The sequence below is a fragment of the Syntrophomonas sp. DTU019 genome (assembly GCA_913757435.1).
GTDB lineage: Bacteria > Bacillota > Syntrophomonadia > Syntrophomonadales > Syntrophomonadaceae > DTU019.
Window position 1 is genome coordinate 191,705 of sequence record CAJYDM010000002.1, and the last position, 25,091, is coordinate 216,795.

General features: G+C 53.1%; 25 protein-coding genes. All 25 read right to left on the reverse strand.

The features are described 5' to 3' along the window. Positions 1–12: 12 nt before the first annotated feature. On the reverse strand, positions 13–2,811 hold the full coding sequence (infB, locus tag AC15IQ_RS06565; RefSeq protein ID WP_483178021.1) for a translation initiation factor IF-2: 2,799 nt from the start codon (positions 2,809–2,811) through the stop codon (positions 13–15). Beyond that, a complete protein-coding gene (locus AC15IQ_RS06570) occupies positions 2,799–3,140 on the reverse strand; it encodes a L7Ae/L30e/S12e/Gadd45 family ribosomal protein (RefSeq protein ID WP_483178023.1) in 342 nt (113 codons plus the stop codon). Before AC15IQ_RS06570 ends, infB begins: the two co-directional genes overlap by 13 nt. Positions 3,141–3,152: 12 nt before the next feature. After that, positions 3,153–3,428: an RNase P modulator RnpM gene (gene rnpM, locus AC15IQ_RS06575; protein ID WP_483178025.1), complete on the reverse strand. Its 276-nt coding sequence runs from the start codon at positions 3,426–3,428 to the stop codon at positions 3,153–3,155. After that, positions 3,412–4,566 (reverse strand): transcription termination factor NusA, encoded by a 1,155-nt coding sequence (gene nusA / locus AC15IQ_RS06580; RefSeq protein WP_483178027.1) that lies wholly within the window; start codon positions 4,564–4,566, stop codon positions 3,412–3,414. The genes rnpM and nusA overlap by 17 nt, the downstream gene beginning before the upstream one ends. A gap of 13 nt (positions 4,567–4,579) precedes the next feature. After that, positions 4,580–5,035 (reverse strand): ribosome maturation factor RimP, encoded by a 456-nt coding sequence (locus tag AC15IQ_RS06585; RefSeq protein WP_483178028.1) that lies wholly within the window; start codon positions 5,033–5,035, stop codon positions 4,580–4,582. 162 nt (positions 5,036–5,197) lie between these two features. After that, the gene (locus AC15IQ_RS06590) at positions 5,198–8,812 is read right to left on the reverse strand and encodes a PolC-type DNA polymerase III (protein WP_483178030.1); all 3,615 of its coding nucleotides are present in this window, start codon (positions 8,810–8,812) and stop codon (positions 5,198–5,200) included. Positions 8,813–8,854: 42 nt separating this feature from the next. Next, entirely contained in the window at positions 8,855–9,517 is a 663-nt protein-coding gene (locus tag AC15IQ_RS06595) for an MgtC/SapB family protein (protein WP_483178032.1), read from the reverse strand. Positions 9,518–9,543: 26 nt separating this feature from the next. Next, positions 9,544–11,265, reverse strand: coding sequence for a proline--tRNA ligase (locus tag AC15IQ_RS06600; RefSeq protein WP_483178034.1), 1,722 nt, complete (start codon positions 11,263–11,265; stop codon positions 9,544–9,546). Between the two features lie 2 nt (positions 11,266–11,267). Further along, on the reverse strand, positions 11,268–12,362 hold the full coding sequence (ispG, locus tag AC15IQ_RS06605) for a flavodoxin-dependent (E)-4-hydroxy-3-methylbut-2-enyl-diphosphate synthase (protein ID WP_483178036.1): 1,095 nt from the start codon (positions 12,360–12,362) through the stop codon (positions 11,268–11,270). Positions 12,363–12,366: 4 nt separating this feature from the next. Continuing rightward, on the reverse strand, positions 12,367–13,398 hold the full coding sequence (rseP, locus tag AC15IQ_RS06610; protein WP_483178038.1) for an RIP metalloprotease RseP: 1,032 nt from the start codon (positions 13,396–13,398) through the stop codon (positions 12,367–12,369). Between the two features lie 37 nt (positions 13,399–13,435). After that, positions 13,436–14,611, reverse strand: coding sequence for a 1-deoxy-D-xylulose-5-phosphate reductoisomerase (locus AC15IQ_RS06615; protein WP_483178040.1), 1,176 nt, complete (start codon positions 14,609–14,611; stop codon positions 13,436–13,438). Next, complete coding sequence (gene ytvI, locus AC15IQ_RS06620) at positions 14,601–15,725, reverse strand: sporulation integral membrane protein YtvI (RefSeq protein WP_483178042.1); 1,125 nt, start codon at positions 15,723–15,725, stop codon at positions 14,601–14,603. The genes AC15IQ_RS06615 and ytvI overlap by 11 nt, the downstream gene beginning before the upstream one ends. Before the next feature lie 33 nt (positions 15,726–15,758). Further along, a complete protein-coding gene (locus AC15IQ_RS06625) occupies positions 15,759–16,547 on the reverse strand; it encodes a phosphatidate cytidylyltransferase (RefSeq protein ID WP_483178612.1) in 789 nt (262 codons plus the stop codon). Beyond that, positions 16,540–17,277 carry an isoprenyl transferase gene (locus AC15IQ_RS06630; RefSeq protein WP_483178044.1) on the reverse strand — a complete coding sequence of 246 codons (738 nt, stop codon included), beginning with the start codon at positions 17,275–17,277 and terminating at the stop codon, positions 16,540–16,542. Before AC15IQ_RS06630 ends, AC15IQ_RS06625 begins: the two co-directional genes overlap by 8 nt. A 97-nt stretch (positions 17,278–17,374) precedes the next feature. Beyond that, the gene (frr, locus tag AC15IQ_RS06635) at positions 17,375–17,932 is read right to left on the reverse strand and encodes a ribosome recycling factor (protein ID WP_483178046.1); all 558 of its coding nucleotides are present in this window, start codon (positions 17,930–17,932) and stop codon (positions 17,375–17,377) included. Positions 17,933–17,938: 6 nt separating this feature from the next. Continuing rightward, complete coding sequence (pyrH, locus tag AC15IQ_RS06640) at positions 17,939–18,655, reverse strand: UMP kinase (protein WP_483178047.1); 717 nt, start codon at positions 18,653–18,655, stop codon at positions 17,939–17,941. 26 nt (positions 18,656–18,681) lie between these two features. Then, a complete protein-coding gene (gene tsf / locus AC15IQ_RS06645; RefSeq protein ID WP_483178049.1) occupies positions 18,682–19,335 on the reverse strand; it encodes a translation elongation factor Ts in 654 nt (217 codons plus the stop codon). Between the two features lie 100 nt (positions 19,336–19,435). After that, complete coding sequence (gene rpsB, locus AC15IQ_RS06650; protein ID WP_483178050.1) at positions 19,436–20,134, reverse strand: 30S ribosomal protein S2; 699 nt, start codon at positions 20,132–20,134, stop codon at positions 19,436–19,438. Between the two features lie 238 nt (positions 20,135–20,372). Next, positions 20,373–20,945, reverse strand: coding sequence for a hypothetical protein (locus tag AC15IQ_RS06655; protein WP_483178052.1), 573 nt, complete (start codon positions 20,943–20,945; stop codon positions 20,373–20,375). 14 nt (positions 20,946–20,959) lie between these two features. After that, positions 20,960–21,280 (reverse strand): hypothetical protein, encoded by a 321-nt coding sequence (locus tag AC15IQ_RS06660; RefSeq protein WP_483178054.1) that lies wholly within the window; start codon positions 21,278–21,280, stop codon positions 20,960–20,962. 14 nt (positions 21,281–21,294) lie between these two features. Further along, positions 21,295–22,701 (reverse strand): DUF342 domain-containing protein, encoded by a 1,407-nt coding sequence (locus AC15IQ_RS06665; RefSeq protein WP_483178055.1) that lies wholly within the window; start codon positions 22,699–22,701, stop codon positions 21,295–21,297. Positions 22,702–22,718: 17 nt separating this feature from the next. Next, a complete protein-coding gene (locus AC15IQ_RS06670) occupies positions 22,719–23,492 on the reverse strand; it encodes a FliA/WhiG family RNA polymerase sigma factor (RefSeq protein ID WP_483178056.1) in 774 nt (257 codons plus the stop codon). A 1-nt stretch (position 23,493) separates the two neighbouring features. Further along, the gene (locus AC15IQ_RS06675) at positions 23,494–23,982 is read right to left on the reverse strand and encodes a chemotaxis protein CheD (RefSeq protein ID WP_483178058.1); all 489 of its coding nucleotides are present in this window, start codon (positions 23,980–23,982) and stop codon (positions 23,494–23,496) included. Beyond that, positions 23,982–24,602 (reverse strand): chemotaxis protein CheC, encoded by a 621-nt coding sequence (locus tag AC15IQ_RS06680; protein WP_483178060.1) that lies wholly within the window; start codon positions 24,600–24,602, stop codon positions 23,982–23,984. Before AC15IQ_RS06680 ends, AC15IQ_RS06675 begins: the two co-directional genes overlap by 1 nt. Positions 24,603–24,615: 13 nt before the next feature. Further along, positions 24,616–25,086, reverse strand: coding sequence for a chemotaxis protein CheW (locus AC15IQ_RS06685; RefSeq protein WP_483178062.1), 471 nt, complete (start codon positions 25,084–25,086; stop codon positions 24,616–24,618). Positions 25,087–25,091: the final 5 nt, after the last annotated feature.

Here is a 25,091-nt window from a genome sequence, read left to right on the forward strand (position 1 = left end):
TCAGCTTAGTTCTTATAATTCACGGGGTATTTCTTCGATGGTAAATGCCTCAATGACATCGCCTTCTTTGATATCGTTGAAATCTTTGATGCCCATGCCGCATTCGTATCCTTCGGCCACCTCTTTAACATCGTCTTTAAATCGTTTTAAAGAGGACAGTTTGCCTTCGTAAATGATGACCCCATCGCGCAATACACGCATCTCGGCATTGCGCAGGAATTTGCCCTCATTGACATAGCATCCCGCGATGGTGCCGATATTGGGCACCTTAAAGGTTGCCCGGACTGCGGCCCGGCCCAGGAATTTCTCCCGGTATTCCGGTTCCAAAAGACCCGCCATGGCCTTTTTGACCTCATCTATGGCCTCGTATATGACCCGGTAGAGGCGCACGTCGATCTGCTCATCCTCCGCGTATTTGCGGGCTTTGGAGTCAGGACGCACATTGAAACCGATGATGATGGCATCCGAAGTCGAGGCCAGCATGACGTCGCTTTCGGTAATGGCTCCCACTCCGGAATGCAGAACAGTGACTTTGACCTCATCGGTGCTGAGCCTCAATAATGAGCCCGATAGAGCCTCCACCGAGCCCTGCACATCGCCTTTGATTATAAGGCGCAGTTCTTTCAGCTCGTGTTCCTGGATGTGCTTGAAGAAATCATCCAGGGAGACCCGGCTGCTCTGGCGCTGTTCTTCGATCTTCTTCTCGGTTAAACGCAGGCCGATCACTTCTTTGGCCACTTTCTCATCGCACACCTGCACCCGTCCCCCGGCTTCAGGGGGTTCAGACCACCCGGTGATCTCCACTGGCATGGAGGGATATGCCAATTCCACCCGCTCGCCGCGATGATTGTTCATAGCCCTCACCTTGCACAGGCTGCTGCCACTCAATATATAATCACCGATTTTCAGAGTACCTTTTTGCACCAGGACAGTAGCCACCGGTCCCCGGCCTTTGTCCAGTTTGCTCTCGATTACTACCCCTTCTGCGGCCCGGTCAGGATTTGACTTAATATCATGCATCTCTGCCACCAGTAACACCATTTCCAGGAGGTTGTCGATGCCCTCCCCGGTCTTGGCCGAAATGGGTACAAAGATGGTGTCTCCGCCCCATTCCTCGGGAACGATGCTGTATTCGGTGAGCTGCTGCATGACCCGATCCGGATTGGCACCGCTCTTATCAATCTTATTGACCGCCACTAAGAAAGGCACCCCTGCGGCCCGAATGTGATTTATGGCTTCAACCGTCTGCGGCATAACACCATCATCGGCTGCCACCACCAGGATGACAAGGTCGGTCAGGTTGGCACCCCGAGCGCGCATGGCTGTAAATGCCTCGTGGCCGGGGGTATCGATAAAGGTGACCCGGTTGTTGTTGACTTTGACCTGATATGCCCCGATATGCTGGGTGATGCCTCCGGCCTCTCCGGAGACCACATCAGAGTGGCGGATTCTATCCAACAGTGAGGTTTTGCCGTGGTCGACATGACCCATAACAGTGACTACCGGTGGGCGTGACACCAGGCTCTCTTCACTGTCAACAATCTCTTCCAAAATCTTCTCTTCCTCCGACACTGCCTTTTCCACCCTGACCTCATAGAGGCTGGCCAGGATTTCGGCAGTTTCGAAATCTATAGGCTGGTTGATGGAGGCCATTACCCCCAGCTCCATGAGCCGTTTTACAATGTCCGCCGAACTGCGCCGCAGCTGGTCAGCCAGTTCTCTGACCGTGATGGGGGCTTCGATGGTAATAACCTCCGGCGGCGGCAGAATGATCTCTTCCTTTTTACGTTTATGCTTGGTTTTCTTCTGCGGTCGGCTGTAATCCCGTTTGGGCTGATTTTGCCCAAAGCGGTTGTCGCCGGCTTTTTTAGCCGGGGCCTGGCCTGGTTTCGATGCAGTCCCGGGCTTGCCCCCCCGGGGAGCGCCTTTATCGCCATCCGTGGCCACCTTTTTGGGCCATGGTGCGGCAGCAGGCCGATTGCCCGCTTCCTGCGGCCGCGGCTGGTTGAAGCGGTCCCGCGCCTGTGGCGCGGACTGGGGCCGATTATGCGAAGGGTGTCCGTCCTGCGGTCTGCCGCCCTGACCCTGTGGCGGACGTCCGCCTGATGGCCGCGATCTCGGGGCTTGGCCCGGTGGCTGCGACTGGGGGCGCTGCCCCTGTCCCTGCTGCTGCGACCTGCCAGCCTGGGGCTGAGGACGACCTCCCTGGGGCTGACTCTGCCGAGGACGCTGCCCTTGCGGCTGCGGCCTGCCGCCCTGAGCCTGCCCTTGGGACTGGGGGCGGCCGCCTTGGGTTTGGGGAATGCCTCCCTGAGGCTGCTGCGGCCTGCCCTGAGTCTGTGGCTGAGTTTGCGGACGAGCGCCTTGCTCCTGCCCCTGGGCCTGGGGACGCGCGCCCGGCTGAACAGGACGGTCAGTCTTTGCTTGGCCCTGCCTGGCTGCCGGCCTATCCTCATTTCTGGGGGTGGGCTGTGGTTGGGCTCCGCCTGCACTGCCGGCTCCAGGGGGACGCCAGGTTTGGGGAGCACGTTCGGGCTGGGAAGACGGCTCTGGTGGCTGTTTTGGAGCAGCGCCGCGAGAGGGCTGTGGGGCGACATCGCCTTTGGTTTTCGGTGGTGCCGGATCGCTCTGCGATCTGGTTTTGCCTTTTTCCGCTTCGGTCAGTTGTTTCCTAACCCAACTGGCCTGAGAATCCTCCACAGTGCTCATGTGGTTCTTCACATCCAGCCCCATTTTTTGGAGAATATCGACCATTTCTTTACTGGACTTACCCAGTTCTTTTGCTATTTCATGCACTCTTATTTTGGCCATTCAACCACCCCCGTCGTATTTGGCTCATCTCCCGCAGCATAGACTTTCATTATTTGCCTGGCTATGCCTTCCTCATTCACTGTAACAGCTACCCGGTAGGCCTTCCCTACTGCGTTGCCGAGGCGATACTTGTCGCCCGCAACCAGATAGGGGATGTGCTGCTTCTCACACCAGGCTACCAGGGACTCCCGGGTTTTTTCCGCTATATCCTCACTTATAATCAATAAACAGGCTCTATTCCGAAGCAGACTATTCTTTACTGCCACCGCCCCCGATGAAACCGCTCCCGATCTCATCGCCAGGCCGAGCAGATTGTATAATTTGAGCAATACCTCACATCCTTACGAATTCATCCCTGCTATCTGGCTTTCGATGCTGGCCAGAACCTCCGCGGGGATATCATGTTCCAGGGCCTTTTGGATGCTTTTTGATTTCACCGCTTTATTGAAGCACTGCAGGTTGGGACACACATAGGCTCCACGCCCGGCCTTTTTGCCGGTGGTATCCATAAAAATCTCACCTTCCGGCGACCTCACGATGCGGATCAGTTCCTTTTTTATTTTCATCTCCCGGCACCCCACACACATGCGTAGGGGGGGTTTACGCATCCTGACCATTTTCCTCATTCTCCATGTCTTCACCGGATTCCATGTCTTCGTCGAACTCCACGTCTTCCTCGAATGGGACTTCATCCTGGTCGGGGTCATAATCATCAAATTCTGCCAGGTATTGGCTTTCGTTCTTGATGTCTACCTTCCAACCGGTCAGCTTGGCAGCCAGACGGGCATTCTGGCCTTCCTTGCCGATGGCCAGGGAGAGCTGGTAATCGGGTACTATCACCCGGGCCACTTTGTCTTCCTCACTGGGAATGACATTTATTACCTTGGATGGACTCAAAGCGTTGGCAATAAAGCGCCTGGGATCCTTATCATACCGAATGATATCGATCTTCTCCCCAGCCAGTTCGGATACTACATTCTGCACCCTGAAACCGCGTGGTCCCACGCAAGCCCCTACCGGATCCACCTTGTCATCATAGGAATGCACCGAGATCTTGGATCTGGAGCCGGCCTCCCGGGCAATGCTGCGGATCTCCACTATCCCATCGTAGATTTCGGGAACCTCCAGTTCAAACAGCCTCTTCAAGAAGGATGGGTGCGCCCTGGACAAGAAGATGTTAGGACCCTTGGGGGTATCCTTAACTTCATAGATATAAGCCTTGATGCGCTGCCCTACCTCGTATCTCTCTTGAGCAATCTGGTCGGAAGGCAGCATGATGCCTTCGGTGCGGCCCAGGCTGATATAGAGGGTCTTAGCCTCGAGGCGCTGCACCGTACCGGTTACGATCTCGCCTTCTCTTTCCCGGAACTCCTGGTAAATCAGGCTCCGTTCCGCTTCACGCAGCTTCTGTATTACTACCTGCTTGGCGGTCTGTGCGGCGATGCGCCCGAAATTGGTGGGGGTAGCCTCAACATAGACCATGTCTTCCACCCGGCATTCGGGGTAGAGTTCCTGGGCTTCGGGCAGGGTTATCTCCAGGCGTGGATCTTCTACCTGATCCACCACCCTCTTCTGGGAGTAAACATGCACATCCCCGCTCCTCTCATCGAACTCCACGCTCACATTCTGAGCTACGCCGAAGTTCTTCTTATAAGCGGTATTTAAAGCCGATTTGATGGCATCTATAAGGGCTTCTTTAGGAATCCCCCGTTCCCTCTCGATCTCATGTAGGGCTTGGATCAACTCGTTGGACATGGTGTTTCCTCCTCTAAAAGTCTGGGTGTAATCTGATTATCGAGATCATATCACGTGGTATGGTCACCAGGTGGTTTTCCCGGTTTATTATGCTGATTTCTGTAGGGCTGAAACCCTGCAGAGTGCCCACCATTTTGCGCGGTCCTTCATAAGCCTGCACAGTCTTAAGTCTGATGGTCTGTCCAGTAAAACGCTGCAAGTCGCGGTCGGTCTTTATGACCCGATTCAACCCTGGCGAGGATACTTCCATATGGTCGTACTCGATCTCAGCCTCGTCGATGAGGCCTTTGACAGCCCGGCTGGCCTGGCTGCAGGCTTCCAGGTCGATGCCCTCTTCACGATCTATGTAAAGCCTCAGGATGCGGTCCCCGGCTTCACGCTGATATTCAATCTCCACCAATTCAAACCCCAGTTTTTCCAGGGGCCTTTGCAGCAGCGCCTCTAACCGGCTGGCTTTGTCCGTATTCATACAATTTTCCTCCAAGTAGGCCTGAGCCCGGCATCATACAATAGAAAAAGTGGGCAAAGAACCCACTTGAGTAACATACTATTACCAGCTCATTAAGAGTATAACACAATTTCAAGTTTCTATTCAACCGCTTTAAGGTCTAAATTACCGGGGTCAGCATGCTCAGGCAAACAAATTTAATTGCGCGCTCTCCGGCAGTCCCTCCAGGCAGCCATATTTGCGCAGCATCTCCAAAGTGGTCTTGTTGAGGTGGGTGCGCATCTGCATCTCCTCAATCGATAAAAAGGGTGTGTCGCCGCGCAGTTTGACGATGCTCTGGGCGGCTGCTTCACCTACCCCGGGAAGGGCCGCAAATGGCAATAAGAGGCCGTTGCCCTTGATCTGGAAGCGGCTGGCGTGGGACTCATAGATATCCACCGGATAAAAACAAAAGCCGCGCGCATACATTTCCAGGGCTACCTCCAGAATCGGCAAGAGCTTCTTATCCTTACCCTCTGCCTGCTGTCCTTTTTTCTCGATCTCCTGAATGCGTTTTAAGATGGGGTTATAACCTCCCAACATGCTCTCGATCTCCATGTCCTGTGCGCGCACACTGAAAAAACTGGCATAGAAAGCCAGGGGGTAATGGACTTTGTACCAGGCTATGCGGAAGGCCATAGTCACATAAGCCGCAGCATGAGCCTTGGGGAACATGTATTTGATCTTGCGGCAAGAATCCACATACCAACGGGGGGTATCGCAGCTGAGCATGATAGCTTCCTCTTCATGATCTACCCCTTTGCCTTTGCGCACCTTTTCCATTATCTTAAAGGCCTGCTTCGGTTCCATCCCCAACTGAATCAGATAGAGCATGATGTCGTCACGGGTGCAGATAACATCTTTCAACTGCGCCTGCCCGGACTGCACCAGTTCCTGAGCATTGTTGAGCCATACATCGGTGCCGTGAGAAAGCCCGCATATCCTGATCAGTTCAGACATGGTAGAGGGACGGGTAGTCTCCAAAATCTGTCGCACGAAACGAGTGCCGAACTCGGGGATGCCAAAGGTGCCCACCGTGCTGTTGATGACCCCGGCATCCAAGCCCAAGGGTTCTAGACCAGAGAAGAGCTTCATGGTAGTCTTGTCCCCCAGCCTGACCGAATTGGCTTTGACACCGGTAAGATCCTCCAGTTGCTTAATGACGGTGGGATCGTCATGGCCCAGAATATCCAGCTTCACCAGTTGATCACCGATGGCATGGTATTCAAAATGAGTGGTGATTATCCCCGATTCTTTGTTGTCGGCAGGGTGCTGCAGGGGGGTAAATTCCAATATGTCACGGTCCTTGGGCACCACAATCAGTCCTCCAGGGTGCTGGCCGGTGGTTTTTCTAACCCCGGTAATGCCTTGAACCAGGCGGTTGATCTCGGAATTCTTGTAATTCAGGTCGCGCTCTTCGCTGTATTTTTTCACATAGCCGAAGGCGGTCTTGGTGGCGATGGTTTGAACTGTTCCAGCCCGGAAGACATTCTCTCTGCCGAACAGTTCCTCCACATACTGATGAGCCCGGGACTGGTATTCCCCGGAGAAATTCAGGTCAATATCCGGGACTTTGTCGCCTTCAAATCCCAGAAAGGTCTCAAAGGGAATATCAAACCCGTCCCGCAACAATTCCTGGCCGCAACGGGGACAGTTTTTATCCGGCAGGTCAGCGCCACAGGAGACCGCCGTCGAAGCAAATTCGGAATACGCACATGCCGGGCACAGGTAATGCGGCGCCAGTGGATTTATCTCGGTTATGCCGGTCAGATAAGCCACTAGAGATGAGCCCACCGAGCCGCGTGAGCCTACCACATAACCGTCCTGGTTGGACTTATTAACCAGCTTATGAGCGATCAGGTACAACACACTGAAGCCGTGTTCGGTAATGGATTGCAGTTCTTTTTTGGTGCGATTCTCAACCACCTCGGGCAACGGATTGCCGTAAATCTCTGCGACCCGCTTCCAGGCCAGGGCAGTTATCTCTTCACTGGCGCTCTCGATTTGAGGAGGATAAAAGCCATCCGGGACCGGCTGCACAGCCTCGATCATAGCGTTGACCCGGTGCGGGCCATCGATTACTACCTCCCGGGCGGCATCTTCCCCCAGATAGCTGAACTCATCCAGCATTTCCTGGGTGGTGCGCAGGTAGAGGGGCTTGTCGGATTCGGCATCATCGTAACCCTGGCCGGCTTGAATGATGGTGCGCAGGATGCCGTCATGGGGATCTAAGACATGCACATCCCCGGTAGCTACTACTGGTTTGCCCAGTTCCCTGGCCAGCTCGATGATGCCCCGGTTTAAGTCCATGAGGGCCTTGTCATCGGCCACCAGCCCCTTATGAACCAGGAACTCATTGTTGCTTAATGGCTGTATCTCCAGGTAATCATAGAAGTCTGCGATACGGTGCAGTTCCTGTGCGGAAGCCCGGTTCAAAAAGGCTTGGTAGACCTCCCCGGCCTGACAGGCGCTGCCTACCAGCAACCCCTGACGCAATCGCTGCAGCTCTGCTCTGGGGATGCGGGGCCGGTTCTTATAAAAATACTGGAGATAGGAAAGGGTGATCAGAGTGTAGAGGTTTTTCAAACCCTGAGCATTCCGGGCCAGGATAATCACATGGTAAGCCCGCTCCTTGAGGTCATTTTCAAACAGGTAGCCCTCCACTCCGTAGATTACTTTGATGCGGTGCTTACGCGCGGCATTATAAGCATCGGGGAAGGCCTGCACACAGCCGTGGTCGGTTATGGCGATGGCGGGATGGCCCCATTTAGCAGCCCGGGCCACCAACTCCCCCACTTCAGCCAGTCCATCCACAGCACTCATCTTGGTATGGGCGTGCAGTTCCAGCCTTTTTACCGGGGCTTCATCGAGCCGCTGCGGGGCCTCTATGTTGTCAATAGCAACCGCGAACAGGACGGCCTCTTTGGCATAAGGGTCGTAACGCACATCCCCGGCGGCTGACATCCACTGCCCTAGGGAGGCTTTATCATCTTCGGGTTTATCAAGAAATTGTTTTACTATCACGCTTCCGGAAAAATCGGTCAGATAGTATTCCACCGCGCAGCGCCCGCCGCGAAGGGGTCGCATTTCCTTTTGCCATAGCTGCCCTTCCACCTTGATATTCTGCTGACCTTCCTGGAGATCGGCCATCCTCACCGGGGAGAATTTTCGCCTGGCTCTGGCAGCAGAGACGGTTTTTTTGCCTGCTCTTGCAGTAGTGTCATAGTTAAGCACCTGGATTTCAGCTACTGGGATCAGGGTTGGGGCAGGTCCCTGGTTTATCTGAAGGGACACCTCCAGCTTGACCCGACAAATGACCATGATTCCATAATTATCGCGGAACCAGGCTGAAATCCGCTGGCAACATCCATTCTCCAGCAGTTGGTTATAGTATCCTTCATTGTCAATGATGAGATCCAGGCGGTGATTCTCCACCGCCCATGACACTGATTGGGCATTCGGTCCCAAAAGCGGCATTATGTCTTGCCAGCGTTCCCCCACCATATCCCGCAGGGTAGCATCATCGCTGCACTGAACGCACAATTCCACCTGCAGGCCATCCATAAGACCCTGCAGGTGCTGTATGGTATCTTCCAGGAGGCTGGTCTTTACGGGCTGCCTAACCTCAACCGACAGGCGCCATAATTTCTGGGAAGGATAAACCTCCACCCGGTTTATAACAGCACCATGCCAGGCCTCGGCCTGGCAGAATCCTGCATGCTTATGTAACAGCGCAAAGAAATCTGCGCTCGACTCCAAAATCTCCAGCCCCCTTTGGAAATCAGCTGACCAATCTGAACCCTAGTTCAACCGGTAGATACTCCTGATATTCTGCATCTCGCCCAGGCGTTCCACCACTTCTTCCACCGTAGTATTGGAAGGGATCTGTAAGAGCAGCTCTATCTCCAGGTCATCGCCCTCAAGGCGGTTGAGTTGTATGTTCTTCATCAATACGTTCATGTCGCCCAAAATTGAACCGATGACGCCCACCTGTCCGGGACGATCCTGGACCACCAACACGATGGCCTTATATTCGCGCCTTCCGGTGAAGCGATGTTCGAAGCGGATGAAGTAAATCAGTACAAACAGGATCAGGAGAGTGGTGGCCACGGCAGGAAGATATAACCCGGCTCCTACGGCCAGCCCGATACAGGCTACCACCCACAGACCAGCAGCGGTGGTCAGGCCTTGCACGGTGGAGCCTTCGCGCATTATGGTACCAGCCCCCAAAAAACCGATGCCGCTTACCACCTGGGCGGCGATACGCCCGGGGTCGGCATTGACGGTGTGGTAATACTGCAGGTAAATATCTATGGATACGATCATGGCCAAGGTGGAACCCACACACACCAGGGTGTAAGTGCGCAGCCCGGCCGGGCGGCTCAGGCTTTCGCGCTCCAGTCCGATCAAGCCCCCCAGAATGCCAGCCAAGGCCAGTTTAAAAACAACCTCATAGATGGTCATGCTCCCACATCCATTACCTTTATTGGTTAACCCATCTTAACCTGACTCGCCTGCTCGATAATAGCGACTACTTCGGCGGCTACCTGGTCAATAGCTATCAGATGGGTCTCGCCTTCCCATCTCTTCTTCAATTCCACCTGCTTTTCCTGCAAGGATTTGGGTCCGATAGTAATGCGCAGCGGGATGCCTATCAGGTCGGCATCCTTGAATTTAACTCCGGCACGCTGGTCGCGGTCATCGAGCAGGACCTCCACCCCCAGTTCTTGCAGCTGTTGATATATCCTCCAGGCGGCTTCCCACTGCTCGGCCTTATTGGCATTAACCGGCACAATAATGGCATGGTAAGGGGCGATGGGCATGGGCCAGATAATGCCGTCAGCATCGTTGTTCTGCTCCACCGCCGCCGCCATGGTGCGGGACACCCCAATGCCATAGCATCCCATAACAAAAGGCTTCTGCTGCCCATCCTTGTCGAGGTAGGTGGCATCCAGGGCTACAGAGTATTTAAGCCCCAGTTGGAAGATATGACCCACCTCTATACCGCGCATCTTCAACAGATGCCCCTGGCAATGAGGACACGGGTCGCCGGCTTCAGCGGAACGCAGGTCCAAAACCGCAGTGGCGGTGAAATCGCGGCCATACTTGACCCGGCTGTAATGGAAATCATCGCGGTTGCAGCCGCAGCTTATAGCAGCCATTTGGGGCACTTCCAAATCAACATACAGGGGCACATCAAGTCCCACCGGCCCCAATGAGCCGAACCCGGCTCCACACCTTTCCCTGACCACAGCTTCATCGGCCATGAGCAATTCATTACAATTCAAAGCGTTTTTCAGTTTTATTTCATTCAGTTCACGGTCACCCCGCACCACTGCTGCCACCAGCTCGCCGTCGGAGGTATAGAACAGGGTCTTGACCTGCTCTTGTGCAGCTATCTGCATATGTTCGGCCAGATCGTTTATGGTCCTCAATCCGGGAGTGCTGATGGTTATCATCTCCCCGCATTCCTCTGGCTCTGCCCCGGCTGCAGGGCTGCAAACTGCTTTTTCCACATTGGCTGCATAATCACAAGCGTCGCAATAGACAATCTCCGATTCCCCGGTTTCCGCTAGGACCATGAATTCATGACTGGCGCTGCCGCCGATAGCTCCACTGTCGGCCTCAACCATGCGGTAGGAGAGCTGCAGGCGCTGATAGATACGGTTATAAGCCTGCCGCATCTTCTCGTACGAAATCTGCAAGCCTGCATGGTCCACATCGAAGGAATAGAGGTCCTTCATGATGAATTCCCGGCCGCGCATCAATCCAAAGCGCGGTCTGATCTCATCTCGGTACTTATTCTGGATCTGATACAGCAGCAAGGGCAGGTCGCGATAGGAGTGAACATCGGCATTGACCAGAGTAGTAATTATCTCCTCATGAGTTGGTCCCAGGCAATAGGCACGGTCGTGACGATCACGAAGCCGCCACATCTCATCCCCATACACATCCCAGCGCCCTGATTGTTGCCACAGCTCAGCGGGCTGGACAATGGGCATCATAACCTCCTGACCGCCTGCCCGGTCCATCTCTTGGCGCACGATTTCAGTGATCTTCTTGATCACTCGGTAACCCAGGGGGAGGTAAGTATACACCCCGGAGGTGGTCTTGCGTATAAACCCGGCACGCAACAACCATTGGTGGCTGACCACGTCTGCTTCGCTAGGCACCTCTCTCAAAGTGGGAAAAAACATTTGTGAACAGAGCATTATTAAGCCTCCTCCTTATCTGCAGCCTTAACGGCTTGACCTTCCTGTTTTAATAGAGCATCTATCTCCGCTAATAGCACCTCGGTCAAATGATTTTCCGGCACTTTGCGTACGATCTGGCCTTTTTTGAACAACAACCCCACTTCCCGGCCTCCGGCCACACCAATATCGGCTTCTCTGGCCTCCCCGGGCCCGTTGACCACGCACCCCATCACCGCCACCTTGATGGGGGCAGAAATCTGGCGCAGGCAGTGATCAACCTGTTGAGCGGTCTTGATCAAGTCTATCTCACAGCGTCCGCAGGTGGGGCAGGATATCAATTCAGCTCCATATTGACGCATACCCAGGCCACGCAGAATCTCGTAGGCGGCCCAAACCTCCTCTATCGGGGAGGCGGTCAAAGATACCCGGATAGTATCCCCAATTCCTTCCGCCAGCAGAATGCCCAAGCCCAGGCTGGATTTGATCAGCCCTCTCTCCATGGTGCCGGCTTCGGTCACCCCGACGTGCAGGGGATAATCCACCATATCACTGATAAGCCGGTAGGCCTCTACGGTAATCGGCACCGAAGAGGATTTCAGGGATATTTTCAGATGGTTGAAATTCATCGCTGCCAATATATTGACATGCTCCAAGGCGCTCTCCACCAAGGCCTTGGCAGAAGCCCCACCGAACTTATCGGCCAAGGACTTGTCAAGTGATCCGGCATTGACTCCGATGCGAATGGGAATGCCCCGGTCCTGGCAGGCCACGACCACTTCCCGCACCTTATAGGCTGCCCCGATATTTCCCGGATTGAGGCGCAGCCCGTCACATCCCGAGGCAATGCTCTGTAAAGCCAGACGGTAATCAAAATGTATATCAGCGACCAGCGGTATGTTAATCTGTGACTTGATATCAGCTATAGCCTGGGCGGCAGTCTGATCCACCACTGCCACCCTCACCACCTCGCAGCCGGCCTTCTCCAAAGCCTTGATCTGCGTTACCGTGGTTTCCACATCCCTGGTATCGGTGTTGCACATGGACTGCACCACCACCGGGTGGCCGCCACCAATCATAATACCGCCCAGATCGACTATTCTGGTCAGCTTTCTCATTACTCTATCCCTTAATAAGCCGCAGTATATCATTATAGGTCACGAACACAATGATAAGCATCAGGAACATAAATCCCAGCCAGTGAATGAAGCCCTCTTTTTCCGGGTCGATAGGCTTACGGCGCAGAATCTCCGCCAGTGAGAATACCACCCGGGCACCATCCAGTGCCGGTATAGGCAGGAGATTCAATATCCCCAGGTTGATGGAGAGAAAAGCGATGAAAGACAAAAGGAAGATGGTCCCGTATTGTGAAGCCTCTCCCACCATCATGGTGATGCCTACCGGCCCTGCCAGATCACCGGCTGAAGCCCCGCCGCTGATCAACATCCACAATCCCGAGAGCAGTGCCCCGGTCAGATAGAAGGTCTGCTGAAAGCCATAGGCTATGGATTGTATTATGCCCTGCTTTTCATATAACACCTGGCCCATCACCCCGATAGCGGGGGTGCCGGTCTGCGCATTGGGAACCGGCACCATCTGCAGATCGATGGTTTCGGCCTGGCGCTGCAGAGTCAGGGTTATTGCTTTACCGGGCTCTTTACTGCTCATGTGGGCGGTAATCTGCTCCCAGCTGGCGATAGGCTGTCCGTCGATGGCCAAAACCCGGTCACCGGGCATTACTCCTGCTGCAGCAGCCGGTTCACCTGCTATGACCTGGCCGATCACCGGTTCATTGGTAGGTGTGGGCAGGCCTATAAAAGCATAACTGTAAATAAAGATTAATAGCCCCAGGAAAAGGTTCATGGCCGGCCCGGCCACAGACACCGCGATCTTCTCCAGCGGGGTGCGGCGGCTATACCCCTTAGGGTCATCGTTATCCCCTGGTTCCTCCCCGGCCATACGCACAAATCCTCCTAATGGTATCAGACGCAGGGAATAGCTCACCCCGTTTTTACGGTGTGATATCAATGTGGGACCAAAACCCAAAGCAAACTCATAGACCGGAATGCCTATGGCACGTGCGGTCAGGAAATGCCCCAGCTCGTGTACGAAAATCAACAAGCCCAGTACAATAATAGTGAGAAGTATGGTCATAATTGGCCTCCTTGCAGGATTGCGTCTACAATTACCATTATACCCGTTTAGACAATTGTTGTATTATGTTTTGCGCCTCTCTCCGTGCCCAATGATCTGCGTCCAGGATGGTATCCAGATCGTCTGCCGGCAGGGGGAGGTGTCTTTCCATAACTTCAGCCACCGCAGTTACTATCGAATTGAAGGAAAGTCCCTCATCCAGGAAAGCGGAGACCGCCACCTCATTGGCAGCATTCATCACCGCCGGCATGGTGCCCCCGGTTTTTCCGGCCTGATAGGCCAGGTCCAGAGCTGGAAATCGTAACCGATCCGGCTTTTCGAAATGCAGTTCTCCCAGGCTGCATAGGTCCAGGCGCTGTACCGGGGACTCTTGTCGCTGAGGGTAGGTCAGGGCATATTGAATGGGAATGCGCATATCATGCGGACCCAGGTGGGCTAAAAATGAACCGTCTACAAACTCCACCAGGGAGTGTACAATACTCTCCCGGTGCACCACCACCTCGATATGGTCGTAGTCAGCAGCAAAGAGGTGGTGGGCTTCAATGACCTCCAGCCCTTTATTCATTAGGGTGGCTGAATCCACAGTGATTTTCGGCCCCATCATCCAGGTGGGGTGCTTTAATGTCATAGCCACAGTGACATTTTCTAATTGCATCGGTGAATAACTTCGAAATGGTCCACCTGAGGCGGTAAGCCAGATTTTATGCAAATGCTCTCGCTCCCTTGCCAGGCACTGGAATATGGCGGAATGCTCACTGTCCACCGGCAGCAGCAAGATACCTTCATCCTCTACCCGGCGCATCACCAGGTCACCGGCTGCCACCAGGGTCTCTTTGTTGGCCAGGGCGACCCGCTTGCCTGCAGCAATAGCGGTCAAAGTCGGCTCAATGCCAATCGCCCCGCTCACTGCCACCAGGACTACATCGGCTTGAGGATGTGCGGCCAGTTCACACAAGCCCTGCATACCCTGGGAAAGCCGTATCCCCCCGTTCAACTGCTGCTGCAGGGCCTTATACGCCTTGTCCTCATGCACATTCACAGCCAGGGGCTGGCAGCGCCTGGCCTGCTCACACAGCAGGGCGGTTTCATTGTAGGCGGCTATGCCCACCAGCCTAAAGCGGTCCCGATGCCTTTCTATCACATCCAAGGCCTGGCGGCCAATGGAACCGGTCGATCCCAATACCACCACCCCGATTTTGCCATCACAACTCATGATCTTTCCTCCAATTAAAGCGATCCAGCAGTCCAGCCCGGTGGCTGGCGATCACTAAGACCAATAATACTGGCCCTAGAATCAGCCCGGTCAGTCCGGCCAACTGCAGCCCTACATAAAGCGATATCAATGTGGCCAAGGGGTGCAGACCGATATTGTCTCCCACTATCTTGGGTTCCAATATCTGGCGTATTCCGGAGATAATCAGGTATATTATCAACAGACTGATGCCCAGGCGGGTCTCGTGTATCAAGAGGCTGTAAGCCGCCCAGGGCAGGAATATCATCCCCGGTCCCAAAACCGGCATAATATCTAGAAATCCGACTAAAAGGCCGATAGTCAAAATATATTTTATGCCCAGCAATTTCAGGGATACCATAGTGATTATCGTGGTTATGGTGATAAGGATGCCATAGGCACGGACGAACCCGGTCAGGGCTTTAAACAATTGAGTGACCACTTTGATGGTCTGGTAGCGGAAACTGTCTGGCAGGCTGTTTACGAAAAAAGTTCGGATCTTGGAACGGTCATTGATGATCAGATAGGTGGCCACAGTGGTGATGATCATGAAAACCAGCATCCCCGGCAGCATCAACAAGAACTGGGTGAGCCCGTCTATAGTGCCGTTCATCATTCTGGTGAGGGATTCCAGGCCTTTTTGCAGGTTATTCTCTATAGCAGTCTGGGCCGCCATAGGCAGATTGAGCTGCCCATAGAACCATTCAAAATTGCTGACTGCATCCATCAACTGGCTGGCGGCCTGGTCGGAATAACGGACTATAAGTGGATAAAGGCGGTTTATCTCGCTGATCACTACTGAAACCACTAATGAGAGCAGGTATACGAAAGCCCCTACCACCAGCAACAGGCTGGCCGCGGTGGCCAGAGCCCGGTTCAGTCTAACCCGCACTTCAAAAAATATCACCAGGGGCTCGATCAACACCGCCAATAAAACCGCGATAATAAAGGGAAGGAAGACCTGGGGGAGCTTGACTAGAACGGTAATCAATGCCGGAGCAACCAGAGACATAAAAAGATATATCATTACTAAAATCAGTACCACAATGCCTAGCTTAATAAAGGTCTTAATATATTTAAGCAGTTCTGGATCCAACTGGGACCCTCCCTTGTGAAATGATGACACGGGTTACATCATCAGGCGAAAACCGTAGTATACCAGAGGCAAAACCAAGAGGAAGCTGTCGAAGCGGTCCAAAACGCCGCCATGTCCGGGAATAATATGACCGCTGTCTTTTACCCCGAAATAACGCTTTATAGAGGACATGAACAGATCCCCCAACTGGGCGGCCAGGCTGGCTAACAGTGCTAATATTACAAGATATGCACTCTTATCAGGGGTTAGGGTAGTAAAATATGCAAAAACCAGGGCGGTGATAACACAGAATAATAAGCTCCCCATAGCACCCTCCCAGGTCTTTTTGGGGCTGAGCTGAGGGGCCAGTCTCCTTTTGCCCCACATCATCCCCACCGCGTAACCCCCTACGTCACTGGCCCAGGTTAAGAGTAGGGCTAATAGCATGATCAAAAAGGGATCTGGCAGATGCAGCATGCGCAGTGCATATTGCAAGGTGAGGCCAAGGTAGGCCGGTCCGAAAAGGTTGATAGCAACCTCGGCGACGGAGAGGCGTGGATAGTATACGACTACCATGGACACCATCACCAGCATCACAGCCATTAAACCGGCCCATAACCATTCCTGGTCAAGCAGGGGGGAGGCCCATAATAAAAGCATGAGGCCGTAACCCGGCACCCACATGACCTCAACCGCTTTTTGTCGCAGCATACGACCATACTCATACAAGGAAGCGACTGCCATGAGCAGAAATAGCCCTTTCCATAAGGCTCCGCCCTGATAGAGGCAGAATATTATGATTGCCACCCCAACCAGGGCGCTGATGACCCTGGTCCTAAGCATGGTCTTCACCCTGCCGGCTTAACCCGCCAAAACGACGGTCACGGCCTTTATATGCGGCTATGGCCTCCATGAGGTCTGATTCTGTGAAATCGGGCCAAAGCCGCTCAGTCACCCAAATTTCGGTATAGGCGATCTGCCATAACAAGAAGTTGCTGAGGCGCATCTCCCCTGCGGTGCGGATCAACAGATCCGGATCGGGCAGTTGGGAAGTGAACAAAAATGAAGAAAAAAGGTCCTCGTCGATAGCATCTACCGACAGTTGTCCTGATGCCACCAGTGCAGCCGCCTTTCTGGCCGCAGTCAGGATCTCGTTGCGGGCTCCGTAGTTGAGGGCGATATTGAAGTTCAGTCCGCTGTTGTGGCGAGTTTTTCTCAAGGCATCTTGCAGTTGCAATCGGCATCTCTGCGGCAGAGAATAGTAGTCCCCCAGGATATTTACCTTAACGTTGTTGTCATGTAATTCCTGCAGTTCTTTGAGAAGATATTCCACCAGCAAGTTCATGAGATAATCCACTTCTTCACTGGGACGTCTCCAATTCTCGGTGGAGAAGGCGAAGACCGTCAGATAAGGTATGTTCAACTCGCCCATTGTCTTGACCACACGCTTTAAGGCACTCATGCCAGCTCTGTGCCCCATGGTCCGGGGCATCAGCCGTTTTTGAGCCCAGCGCCCATTGCCGTCCATTATCACCGCGATATGGCGCGGCATATCCTCGCTCCCAGGCGCCACAGTATCCCTTCTCTCCTAAACGATAATACCCCCGTTAGGGGGGTATAAAAACTTACTCAATATTATAACCGCCGCAGACTGGAAATAAAACCCGTATCTAGACCTCCATGATCTCCTTTTCTTTGGCCTGCAGGATGGTGTCTACATTCTTGATGTAACGGTCGGTGAGTTTTTGCACCTCATCGATGCCCTTCTTGTTCTCATCCTCGGTAAGGAGTTTCTCCTTCTCACCCGCTTTCAGCATATCATTAGCTTCACGGCGGATGTTGCGCACCGCCACCCGAGCCTCTTCAGCCCTTTTCTTGACCACTTTGGCCAACTCCTTGCGCCGCTCCCCGGTGAGCTGCGGCACCGCGATGCGGATCACGTTGCCATCATTGCTGGGGGTTATGCCCAGGTCAGATTTCATTATGGCTTTTTCGATATCGGCTATCATTGATTTGTCCCAGGGCTGTATCACCAGGAGGCGAGCCTCTGGCACGGTTATATTAGCTAACTGATTGACCGGGGTCATTACCCCGTAGTAGTCCACACTCAGTTTTTCCACCATGGCGGGGTTGGCACGCCCGGCCCGCATCGCAGCCAGATCCTTAGTCAGATGCTCCAGGCTCTTTTTCATGCGGTCTTCAGCATCATTGATTATGTCTCTGATCATTGGATTTTACCTCCCTACATAAGTGCCAATTTTTTCCCCCTGGACCGCCCTCAATATATTGCCCTGCTGGTTTAGGTCAAAGACGATAATGGGGATGTTGTTATCCATACACAGTGAGGCGGCTGTGGAATCCATGACCCCTAGGCCCCTATTCAGCACATCGATATAATCCAGCTCGGTGAATCTTTTGGCCTTAGGATTAATCAGCGGATCGCTGTCGTAAATCCCGTCGACCTTTTTGGCCATGAGGATGACCTCGGCTTCAATCTCCGCGGAGCGCAGAGCAGCGGCGGTATCGGTGGAAAAGTAAGGATTGCCGGTGCCGGCCGCAAATATGACCACCCGGCCTTTTTCCAGATGACGGATGGCCCGCCGCCTTATATAAGGCTCGGCCACCTCTCGCATTTCAATGGCTGACATCACCCTGGTAGGATACCCTTTGCATTCCAGGGCATCCTGCAAGGCCAGGGCATTGATGACCGTGGCCAACATGCCCATGAAATCAGCCGTGGCGCGGTCCATACCTTTGGCGCTGCCGGCTACCCCGCGCCAGATGTTACCCCCGCCGACTACTATAGCCACTTCCACCCCCAGGGTGGCCACCTCAACCACCTGAGCGGCGATGATGGAAAGGGTTTCCGGGTTTATGCCATAACTGTCATTTCCCGACAGGGCTTCTCCACTGAGCTTGAGAATGATGCGTTTGTATTTGGGACTCTGCAAGCTGTAAACCTCCCCGTTATGCTCTGCTATTGGGTCTGAATCTGGGCCATTACCTCGGCTGCAAAATCGGCTTTCTCCTTTTCGATGCCCTCCCCTAATTCATAGCGGGCGAAACGGCGTACATTGATGTTTTCACCGATGCGGGCGATGTTCTCGTGTATGAGCTGTTCCACCGTCTTGTCCGGATCTTTGATAAAAGGCTGCTCCATCAGACAGTTTTCTTTGTAATACTTTTCGATGCGGCCTTCGATCATCTTGTCGATTATCTTCTCGGGTTTGCCTTCTTCTAAAGCCTGGGCTCTTAAGACCTGGCGCTCCCGCTCAATCTCTGCGGCAGCAACGTCTTCACGCCTGATATAACTCGGATTGGAAGCAGCGATCTGCATTGCGATGTCATAAGCCAGTTGTTTGTATTCCGGGGTCTTGGCCACGAAGTCGGTTTCACAGTTCACTTCCACCAAAACTCCGATGCGTCCGCCGCCATGGATATATGAAATAACCAGGCCCTCACTAGCAATGCGCCCGGCCTTTTTGGCCGCCTTGGCCAAACCTTTGGCTCTCAGCTCGTCAATAGCCTTTTCAATATCTCCGGCACAAGAGACTAGGGTGTTCTTGCAGTCCATCATACCTGCCCCGGTTCTCTCCCTGAGTTCCTTAACCATTGCTGCTGTAACTTCCATTGTCGATTCCTCCTATTTCCGGTGTATCTTGAAAATCTATGCAATAAGTAATAATCAAAAAGGAGGGGTGTAGGAACAACCCCCAGCACCCCTCACTCCGTTATGCGTTTACCTGTTCCCCTTGCCTGCCTTCCAGAACAGCATCCGCGATTCTGGAGGATATTAATTTCACGGCTCGGATGGCATCGTCGTTGCCGGGGATAACATAATCGATTTCATCAGGATCGCAGTTGGTGTCAACTATCGCCACCACTGGTATGTTGAGCTTTCTGGCTTCTGCTACCGCGATCTTTTCCTTGCGAGGATCCACCACAAAAACGGCTCCGGGCAGGCGTTCCATGTCCTTGATACCGCCCAGGAAGCGTTCCAAACGCTCCTTTTCGTTGAGCAGGCGGGCAATCTCCTTCTTAGTCAGGACTTCCATGGAACCATCGGCCTGCATCCTTTCCAATTCCTTCAAGCGCAGGACCCGTTTACGAATGGTCTTGTAATTGGTCAGCATGCCCCCCAGCCAGCGCTGGTTGACAAAATGCATCCCGCAGCGGTTGGCTTCTTCCCGAATGGTTTCCTGGGCCTGTTTCTTGGTGCCTACGAATAAGACCCCTTTACCTTCCGCGGATACGCTTTTCACAAAATTGTAAGCGTCGTCGAATTTCCGTACCGTCTGTTGCAAATCGATGATGTAAATCCCGTTTCTCTCCATATAAATATAGGTAGCCATCTTGGGATTCCATCTGCGTGTCTGGTGTCCGAAATGCACCCCTGCCTCGAGGAGTTGCTTCATAGTAATTACTGACACCTAGAACACCTCCTTTCAGTTTTATTCCTCCGCTGTTTCATCCCCGCCGACCACTTACTTAATGGTAAGCACTAATCAGCAGATCCTGCAGCGTGTGTAATTACCAAAAATTAATATAACATAAGCGTGATGCTTTGGCAATATTCGATTCTGAAGGGGCTTTACCGGAGGTTTAGTAGGCACCCCTAAATTAATCTACATTGCTATATTGTTGTGACAATCGCCGCCGATTATACCTTCAAGTGGCTTTGTCGAGCCTTTTTTTCCGGGTCAGGTTAAGTATCAACTCAACCTCTCCTTGACCGCGGGAAAGCAGCTGAGCTATCTGTTTGGGCTTCAAGCCCTGATTGTGAAGCTGGTTGACCGCCAGAGTGGGATGCATCTTCCGGTAGTACTCACCGTCACGGTCTTCAGGAATGTCTGCTGTGAGCTGCTGGGGTGGTCGCGGTAAATCGCTGGACAGCGTATTCCAGGCCTGATCACTATTTTGCTCCTCAGCTTCTGGACACTCCTCCATTGACAATTCCCGGTAAAACTGCAACCGCGGATCCGGCCCAGCTTGCGGTATTTCGGGAGATGGCGGCATCGTTTCCCGGGCTGCCTGAAAGCGCTGTTCGAAATCATCCAAGACTCGTTTGGATAGATCCACGGCATTGCTCAGCATGGCCTCCATGTCCTGACTGACTATGCGCGCTTCGTTGATAAGATCCTCCAACTGCCGGGCTGTAGTACGGAGCCCTTCCTGCCTGGCCCACCACAACCAGCCCGCAAAAAGCAGCAATAGGCTTCCTAAGGCCGTCATTTGCCACATAAAGGGATCAACTCCTAAATCTTAATGTCGATAGTATTGCCCTTATGATAGTCCCTAAAAATCGCCTGATCCTGGTCCTGCCTGGCTTCATCGCCTCCACGGCGCTCACCCTGCTGTTGTCGGTCCTGGTGTTTGGATTCCTTTTTCTGCATGGTTTTGGCTTCGGGATCGTTTGACTCCTGTACCGTATGGCGCTGGGCAACCGTCTGAGCGGTGATCAGTTGAGAGAACTCGCTCTGCCGTTGGTTGGCCGAAGTCCCTTGAGCCTGTTGGATGCGCGCTATTTCGCCTACTTTTTGAACCAGAACCTGCATATCCACACTGCGGATACTCATCTGTGTCCCTCCGTTCAACGCAGCGGCACTACCCGCACTTCTCCCCGTTCCATAGCAAAGGCAGAATATTTAATGGGATCGTTTACTATGTAAATCGACTTGCCGATACTGATCCTGACCCCCGGGTAGGCCAAATCATGCGCCTTTACCTGAGCGTTCTGACTGCTCTCGAATTCGTCTTCCAGAAACTCCATGCGCTTTTCCATTTCATCCAATTCCTGTCGCAAGACCTTGCATGATTCCAGCAATTTCATCAATGATAACTTCTGTTTGTCACTAAGGGTTTCGGGATTATTGAGCAAGCGCTGGTAATTCTTCAAGCCCTGGTTGATATTGGAGAGGGTCTGCTTTTTCTCCCTGCGCTCCTTGAGGATGCGCTGGTACTCATCACGATAATGTGGATTTACACCTACCTCCACCACGGTCTGGGTGGCCAGCTGCGAACCAAGTATTTTAGACTCCACCTCCCGGGCGGCCTGTATGAGCCCTCCCACGATCAGAGCCTTTTTGTCAGTAACCTTCACCATGCTGCCCGCCTTGACCTGAGATTGTATGATGGCCTCTTTAACGAATACCGACATACCTGCTTCCAGGCGGGCGTTTTCCACAAAACGGGCGGTGATATTACCCTGGGCTTTGACAAATCCTTTGAGCCCGCCGCCAATCCCTCCCCTTACCAGGATGCTGCCACAGGCTATTACCTCGGCGCCTTCAACCGAACCCCCTATTTCTATATCACCCTCGGCCTTGACTTTGAACCCGGTCATAACATTGCCCAGAATGCGTACCGTGCCTACGAAATCGATGTCTCCGCTGGAGTAATCCACATCGCCCCGCACAGTAAAAACCGGGCTCACCTCGACGCTGTTGCCAATAATACTGGCATGGCCGTCAGTTAGCGCAAAAAGGTAATGGCCGCTGGGATCGAGTCTGGTGTTTTTACCGGCAGATAGTATCACGTCTTTGCCTTTGCGGGCCACCAGCGGCACCCCGGTCACATCCATGCCCGGTACCCCTTCGGTCATAGGGATTTTCTCAGCCAACAATTCACCGCTGCGCACATTGTTAATAAGCCCCAAATCCTTAAAATCAACTGTTCCGTTTTCATCCATGCGGGGTCCATTTCTCATATCCGCTCCGGGGAAATGGTATATTATCTTGGCCGCTTCGCCGTGGCGGGGCTCCTGACCGCTGGCCACCAACAAGGTCTTCCCCCAGTTGTAGTCTTTCAGGGCTTCTAGCAGCCGCTTTTCATCAATACCAAAAACCACCCGGCTGTTGGTAAGTGCCTGCATGGCCTTGTCACGGGTGCACGGGTTTCCATCTCCAACAGGGGCGGTTATGGTCAAATAAGCGTTCATGCGATTGGGGTCAATGACCACTAAGGCCTCACCGTCAACCGTAGAGCCGATACTCTGCATAGTCCTCTTCCTCTATACTATGATACCAGATGCTTTCTCTTGCTGAGGCTGCCGCGCATCCTCATAATAGCCTTGGTATGCAGCTGTGAGATCCTCGATTCGGATAAACTCAACACTGCCCCGATCTCTTTTAATGTCAGACCCTCATAATAATACAGTCCTATTACAGTCTTTTCCTTCTCCGGCAAACGGGCTATGGTTTGGGCCAATAGCTCTTTGACCTCGCCTAATTGCAGCAGTTCCACAGCATCCCCGGCGTTTTCATCCTCCAGCATATCAACGATGCGCTTTTTGCGGTTGTCCCCGTCCTCCCCGGGAATGAAATCATCCAGCGATATTATGGTGGAAGCCGCCACCTCGCGCAATAAGGCTGTGAAGTCATTCAGACTGAGTCCCATTTCCTTCGCTACCTCGGCATCGGTAGCAGATCTCCCCAATCTGCTCTCCAGGGCGTTATAAGTCCGCTCCAACTCTTTGCCTTTCTGTCTCACTGATACCGGCACCCAATCCATGGACCTGAGTCCATCGATTATAGAACCACGGATACGGGTTATGGCATAGGTCTCAAATTTGATGTTGCGCTTGTGGTCGAATTTTTCAATGGCGTCGATGAGTCCTTCAATCCCATAGGAAATCAGTTCATCCACTTCCACCACTGAGGACAGGTTGATAGCCAGCCTGTTGGCCACATACTTGACCAGATGTGCATAGTGCACAATCAATTCGTCCCTGGCTTCCAGTACATGCCCCTCTTTGTACTGCAGCCAAACCGTGCTCATGTCTCTCTTCATTTTAAATGACTCTCTCCCCATTACCGAGTGTTTTGATCAACAACTCCCCTGTAGCAGGATCGAAAACGATGGTGCGGCCCATACTGCCGCCGACATCTTTGGCTACCATCTTGATGTTGTGCTTTTTGAGGTTTTCCTCCACTGCCTGCACATTGCGCAAACCAATCTTCATGATGTCACTTTCGCCCAAAAATTTGAACATCTGTGCGCCCCCGGCTATTTTAGCGATGAGGCGATTGGTGGCAATACCATCCTGGCGCAGGTCTCCTAAGACCATGTCTAAGGCCATGTCAGCAAATTTGGCCTGGTTGTGGGAAATCCCCCGGGAAAGCTCCCCCGAGGGCAGCATGATGTGCGCTAAGGCACCGACCTGCCCCCTGGTATCCCACAGGCAGATGCCTATGCAAGAACCCAGCCCGGCGGTAATCAGTTTGTCCGGAGCTCGGGCTATCTTATAATCGGCCATGCCTACTTTGACGAAACTACCCATTATTCATTCACTCCCAGCGCAGAGAGTATAGTGTCTAAGGCTTCCGGCTCGGGCAGCATGAAGAAATGCCCAACCACCTTATGTTCTTCCTTCTTAAAACAGGTTTCCAGGAGAAGAACATGGTCGGCTACTTCGCCAAACTTGGCTAATATTGCATCCAGAACAGAGCCTGCCATATCGATGGCCAGGGCTGGTACTGAAGGTATAAAGGTGAGGCCGGTGAAAACCGCCAGAGCGTTGAGGTAAGTGGCCGCGATAATGTTGCCCATCTCGCGCATGGCTGACAACTCCAGTTCGCCCAGGGTGTCAGCCCTGGTAGTACCAATCTGCTGGCCCAACAGTAGATCCACGAGTACGACTGCCTCCTCAAAAGGCAGCATAAAGAGAATATTGGAACTGACTGATCCACCCACATTGAGGTATACCCCGATGATATGCCGGTCTGCGCCCCCTACCAGTTCGGGAACGGCATCAAAAGCCAGGATTTTTACCCGGGGGACGTTCATATCGATTTTGGCTTGGATCAGCTGAGCCAGAGCGGTGGCTGCATTGCCAGCGCCGATATTGCCTATCTCTCGTAGCGCGTCTAGCTGCATACTGGAAAGATCACCGATGTACACCAATTTATTCCACCTACCTAATATTATCATTAATGAGAATTTTGTAAATATTAAGCAGAATCAAAATCCTGCCCTCCAGCTTGGCTATACCGATGATATGCTCGGCATTTATACCTTCGTACACACGGTCTGTGGCTTCAATTTCTTGGCAGTTGAGGTGCAGAACCTCAGAGACTTTGTCGACTATTACCGCTGCTTTAATATCATCAAGTTGAAATACTATGATGCGCTGCTCATCAGTGCTGTCCGGTGCGGATAGCTTGAACTTGGTGTGCAGGTTGAACAAGGGGATGATATTGCCGCGCAGGTTTATGACCCCCTCCACCCAGGGTTCGGTACGGGGGATGCGGGTCACTTTTTGCAGCTTGATAATCTCCTGGACATTGATAATATCTACCGCGTATTCTTCCGCGCCGAGTTGAAATGCAACTACCTGTCTCTCTTCCTCGACCGCGTTTTCAACTGCCTGGTTTATAACCTGCATTGATT

Coding starts and splice junctions, on each gene's coding strand:
- nusA (WP_483178027.1), bottom strand. CDS start 4,566: ATGTCCAACGAGTTGATCCAAGCCCTACATGAGATCGAGAGGGAACGG.
- AC15IQ_RS06670 (WP_483178056.1), bottom strand. CDS start 23,492: ATGAAGAGAGACATGAGCACGGTTTGGCTGCAGTACAAAGAGGGGCAT.
- ispG (WP_483178036.1), bottom strand. CDS start 12,362: ATGAGAAAGCTGACCAGAATAGTCGATCTGGGCGGTATTATGATTGGT.
- AC15IQ_RS06615 (WP_483178040.1), bottom strand. CDS start 14,611: ATGAGTTGTGATGGCAAAATCGGGGTGGTGGTATTGGGATCGACCGGT.
- frr (WP_483178046.1), bottom strand. CDS start 17,932: ATGATCAGAGACATAATCAATGATGCTGAAGACCGCATGAAAAAGAGC.
- AC15IQ_RS06685 (WP_483178062.1), bottom strand. CDS start 25,086: ATGCAGGTTATAAACCAGGCAGTTGAAAACGCGGTCGAGGAAGAGAGA.
- AC15IQ_RS06595 (WP_483178032.1), bottom strand. CDS start 9,517: ATGACCATCTATGAGGTTGTTTTTAAACTGGCCTTGGCTGGCATTCTG.
- rseP (WP_483178038.1), bottom strand. CDS start 13,398: ATGACCATACTTCTCACTATTATTGTACTGGGCTTGTTGATTTTCGTA.
- AC15IQ_RS06660 (WP_483178054.1), bottom strand. CDS start 21,280: ATGAGTATCCGCAGTGTGGATATGCAGGTTCTGGTTCAAAAAGTAGGC.
- AC15IQ_RS06675 (WP_483178058.1), bottom strand. CDS start 23,982: ATGGGTAGTTTCGTCAAAGTAGGCATGGCCGATTATAAGATAGCCCGA.
- AC15IQ_RS06585 (WP_483178028.1), bottom strand. CDS start 5,035: ATGAATACGGACAAAGCCAGCCGGTTAGAGGCGCTGCTGCAAAGGCCC.
- AC15IQ_RS06665 (WP_483178055.1), bottom strand. CDS start 22,701: ATGCAGAGTATCGGCTCTACGGTTGACGGTGAGGCCTTAGTGGTCATT.
- infB (WP_483178021.1), bottom strand. CDS start 2,811: ATGGCCAAAATAAGAGTGCATGAAATAGCAAAAGAACTGGGTAAGTCC.
- tsf (WP_483178049.1), bottom strand. CDS start 19,335: ATGGAAGTTACAGCAGCAATGGTTAAGGAACTCAGGGAGAGAACCGGG.
- AC15IQ_RS06655 (WP_483178052.1), bottom strand. CDS start 20,945: ATGTGGCAAATGACGGCCTTAGGAAGCCTATTGCTGCTTTTTGCGGGC.
- rnpM (WP_483178025.1), bottom strand. CDS start 3,428: ATGGTCAGGATGCGTAAACCCCCCCTACGCATGTGTGTGGGGTGCCGG.
- AC15IQ_RS06600 (WP_483178034.1), bottom strand. CDS start 11,265: ATGCTCTGTTCACAAATGTTTTTTCCCACTTTGAGAGAGGTGCCTAGC.
- AC15IQ_RS06625 (WP_483178612.1), bottom strand. CDS start 16,547: ATGCTTAGGACCAGGGTCATCAGCGCCCTGGTTGGGGTGGCAATCATA.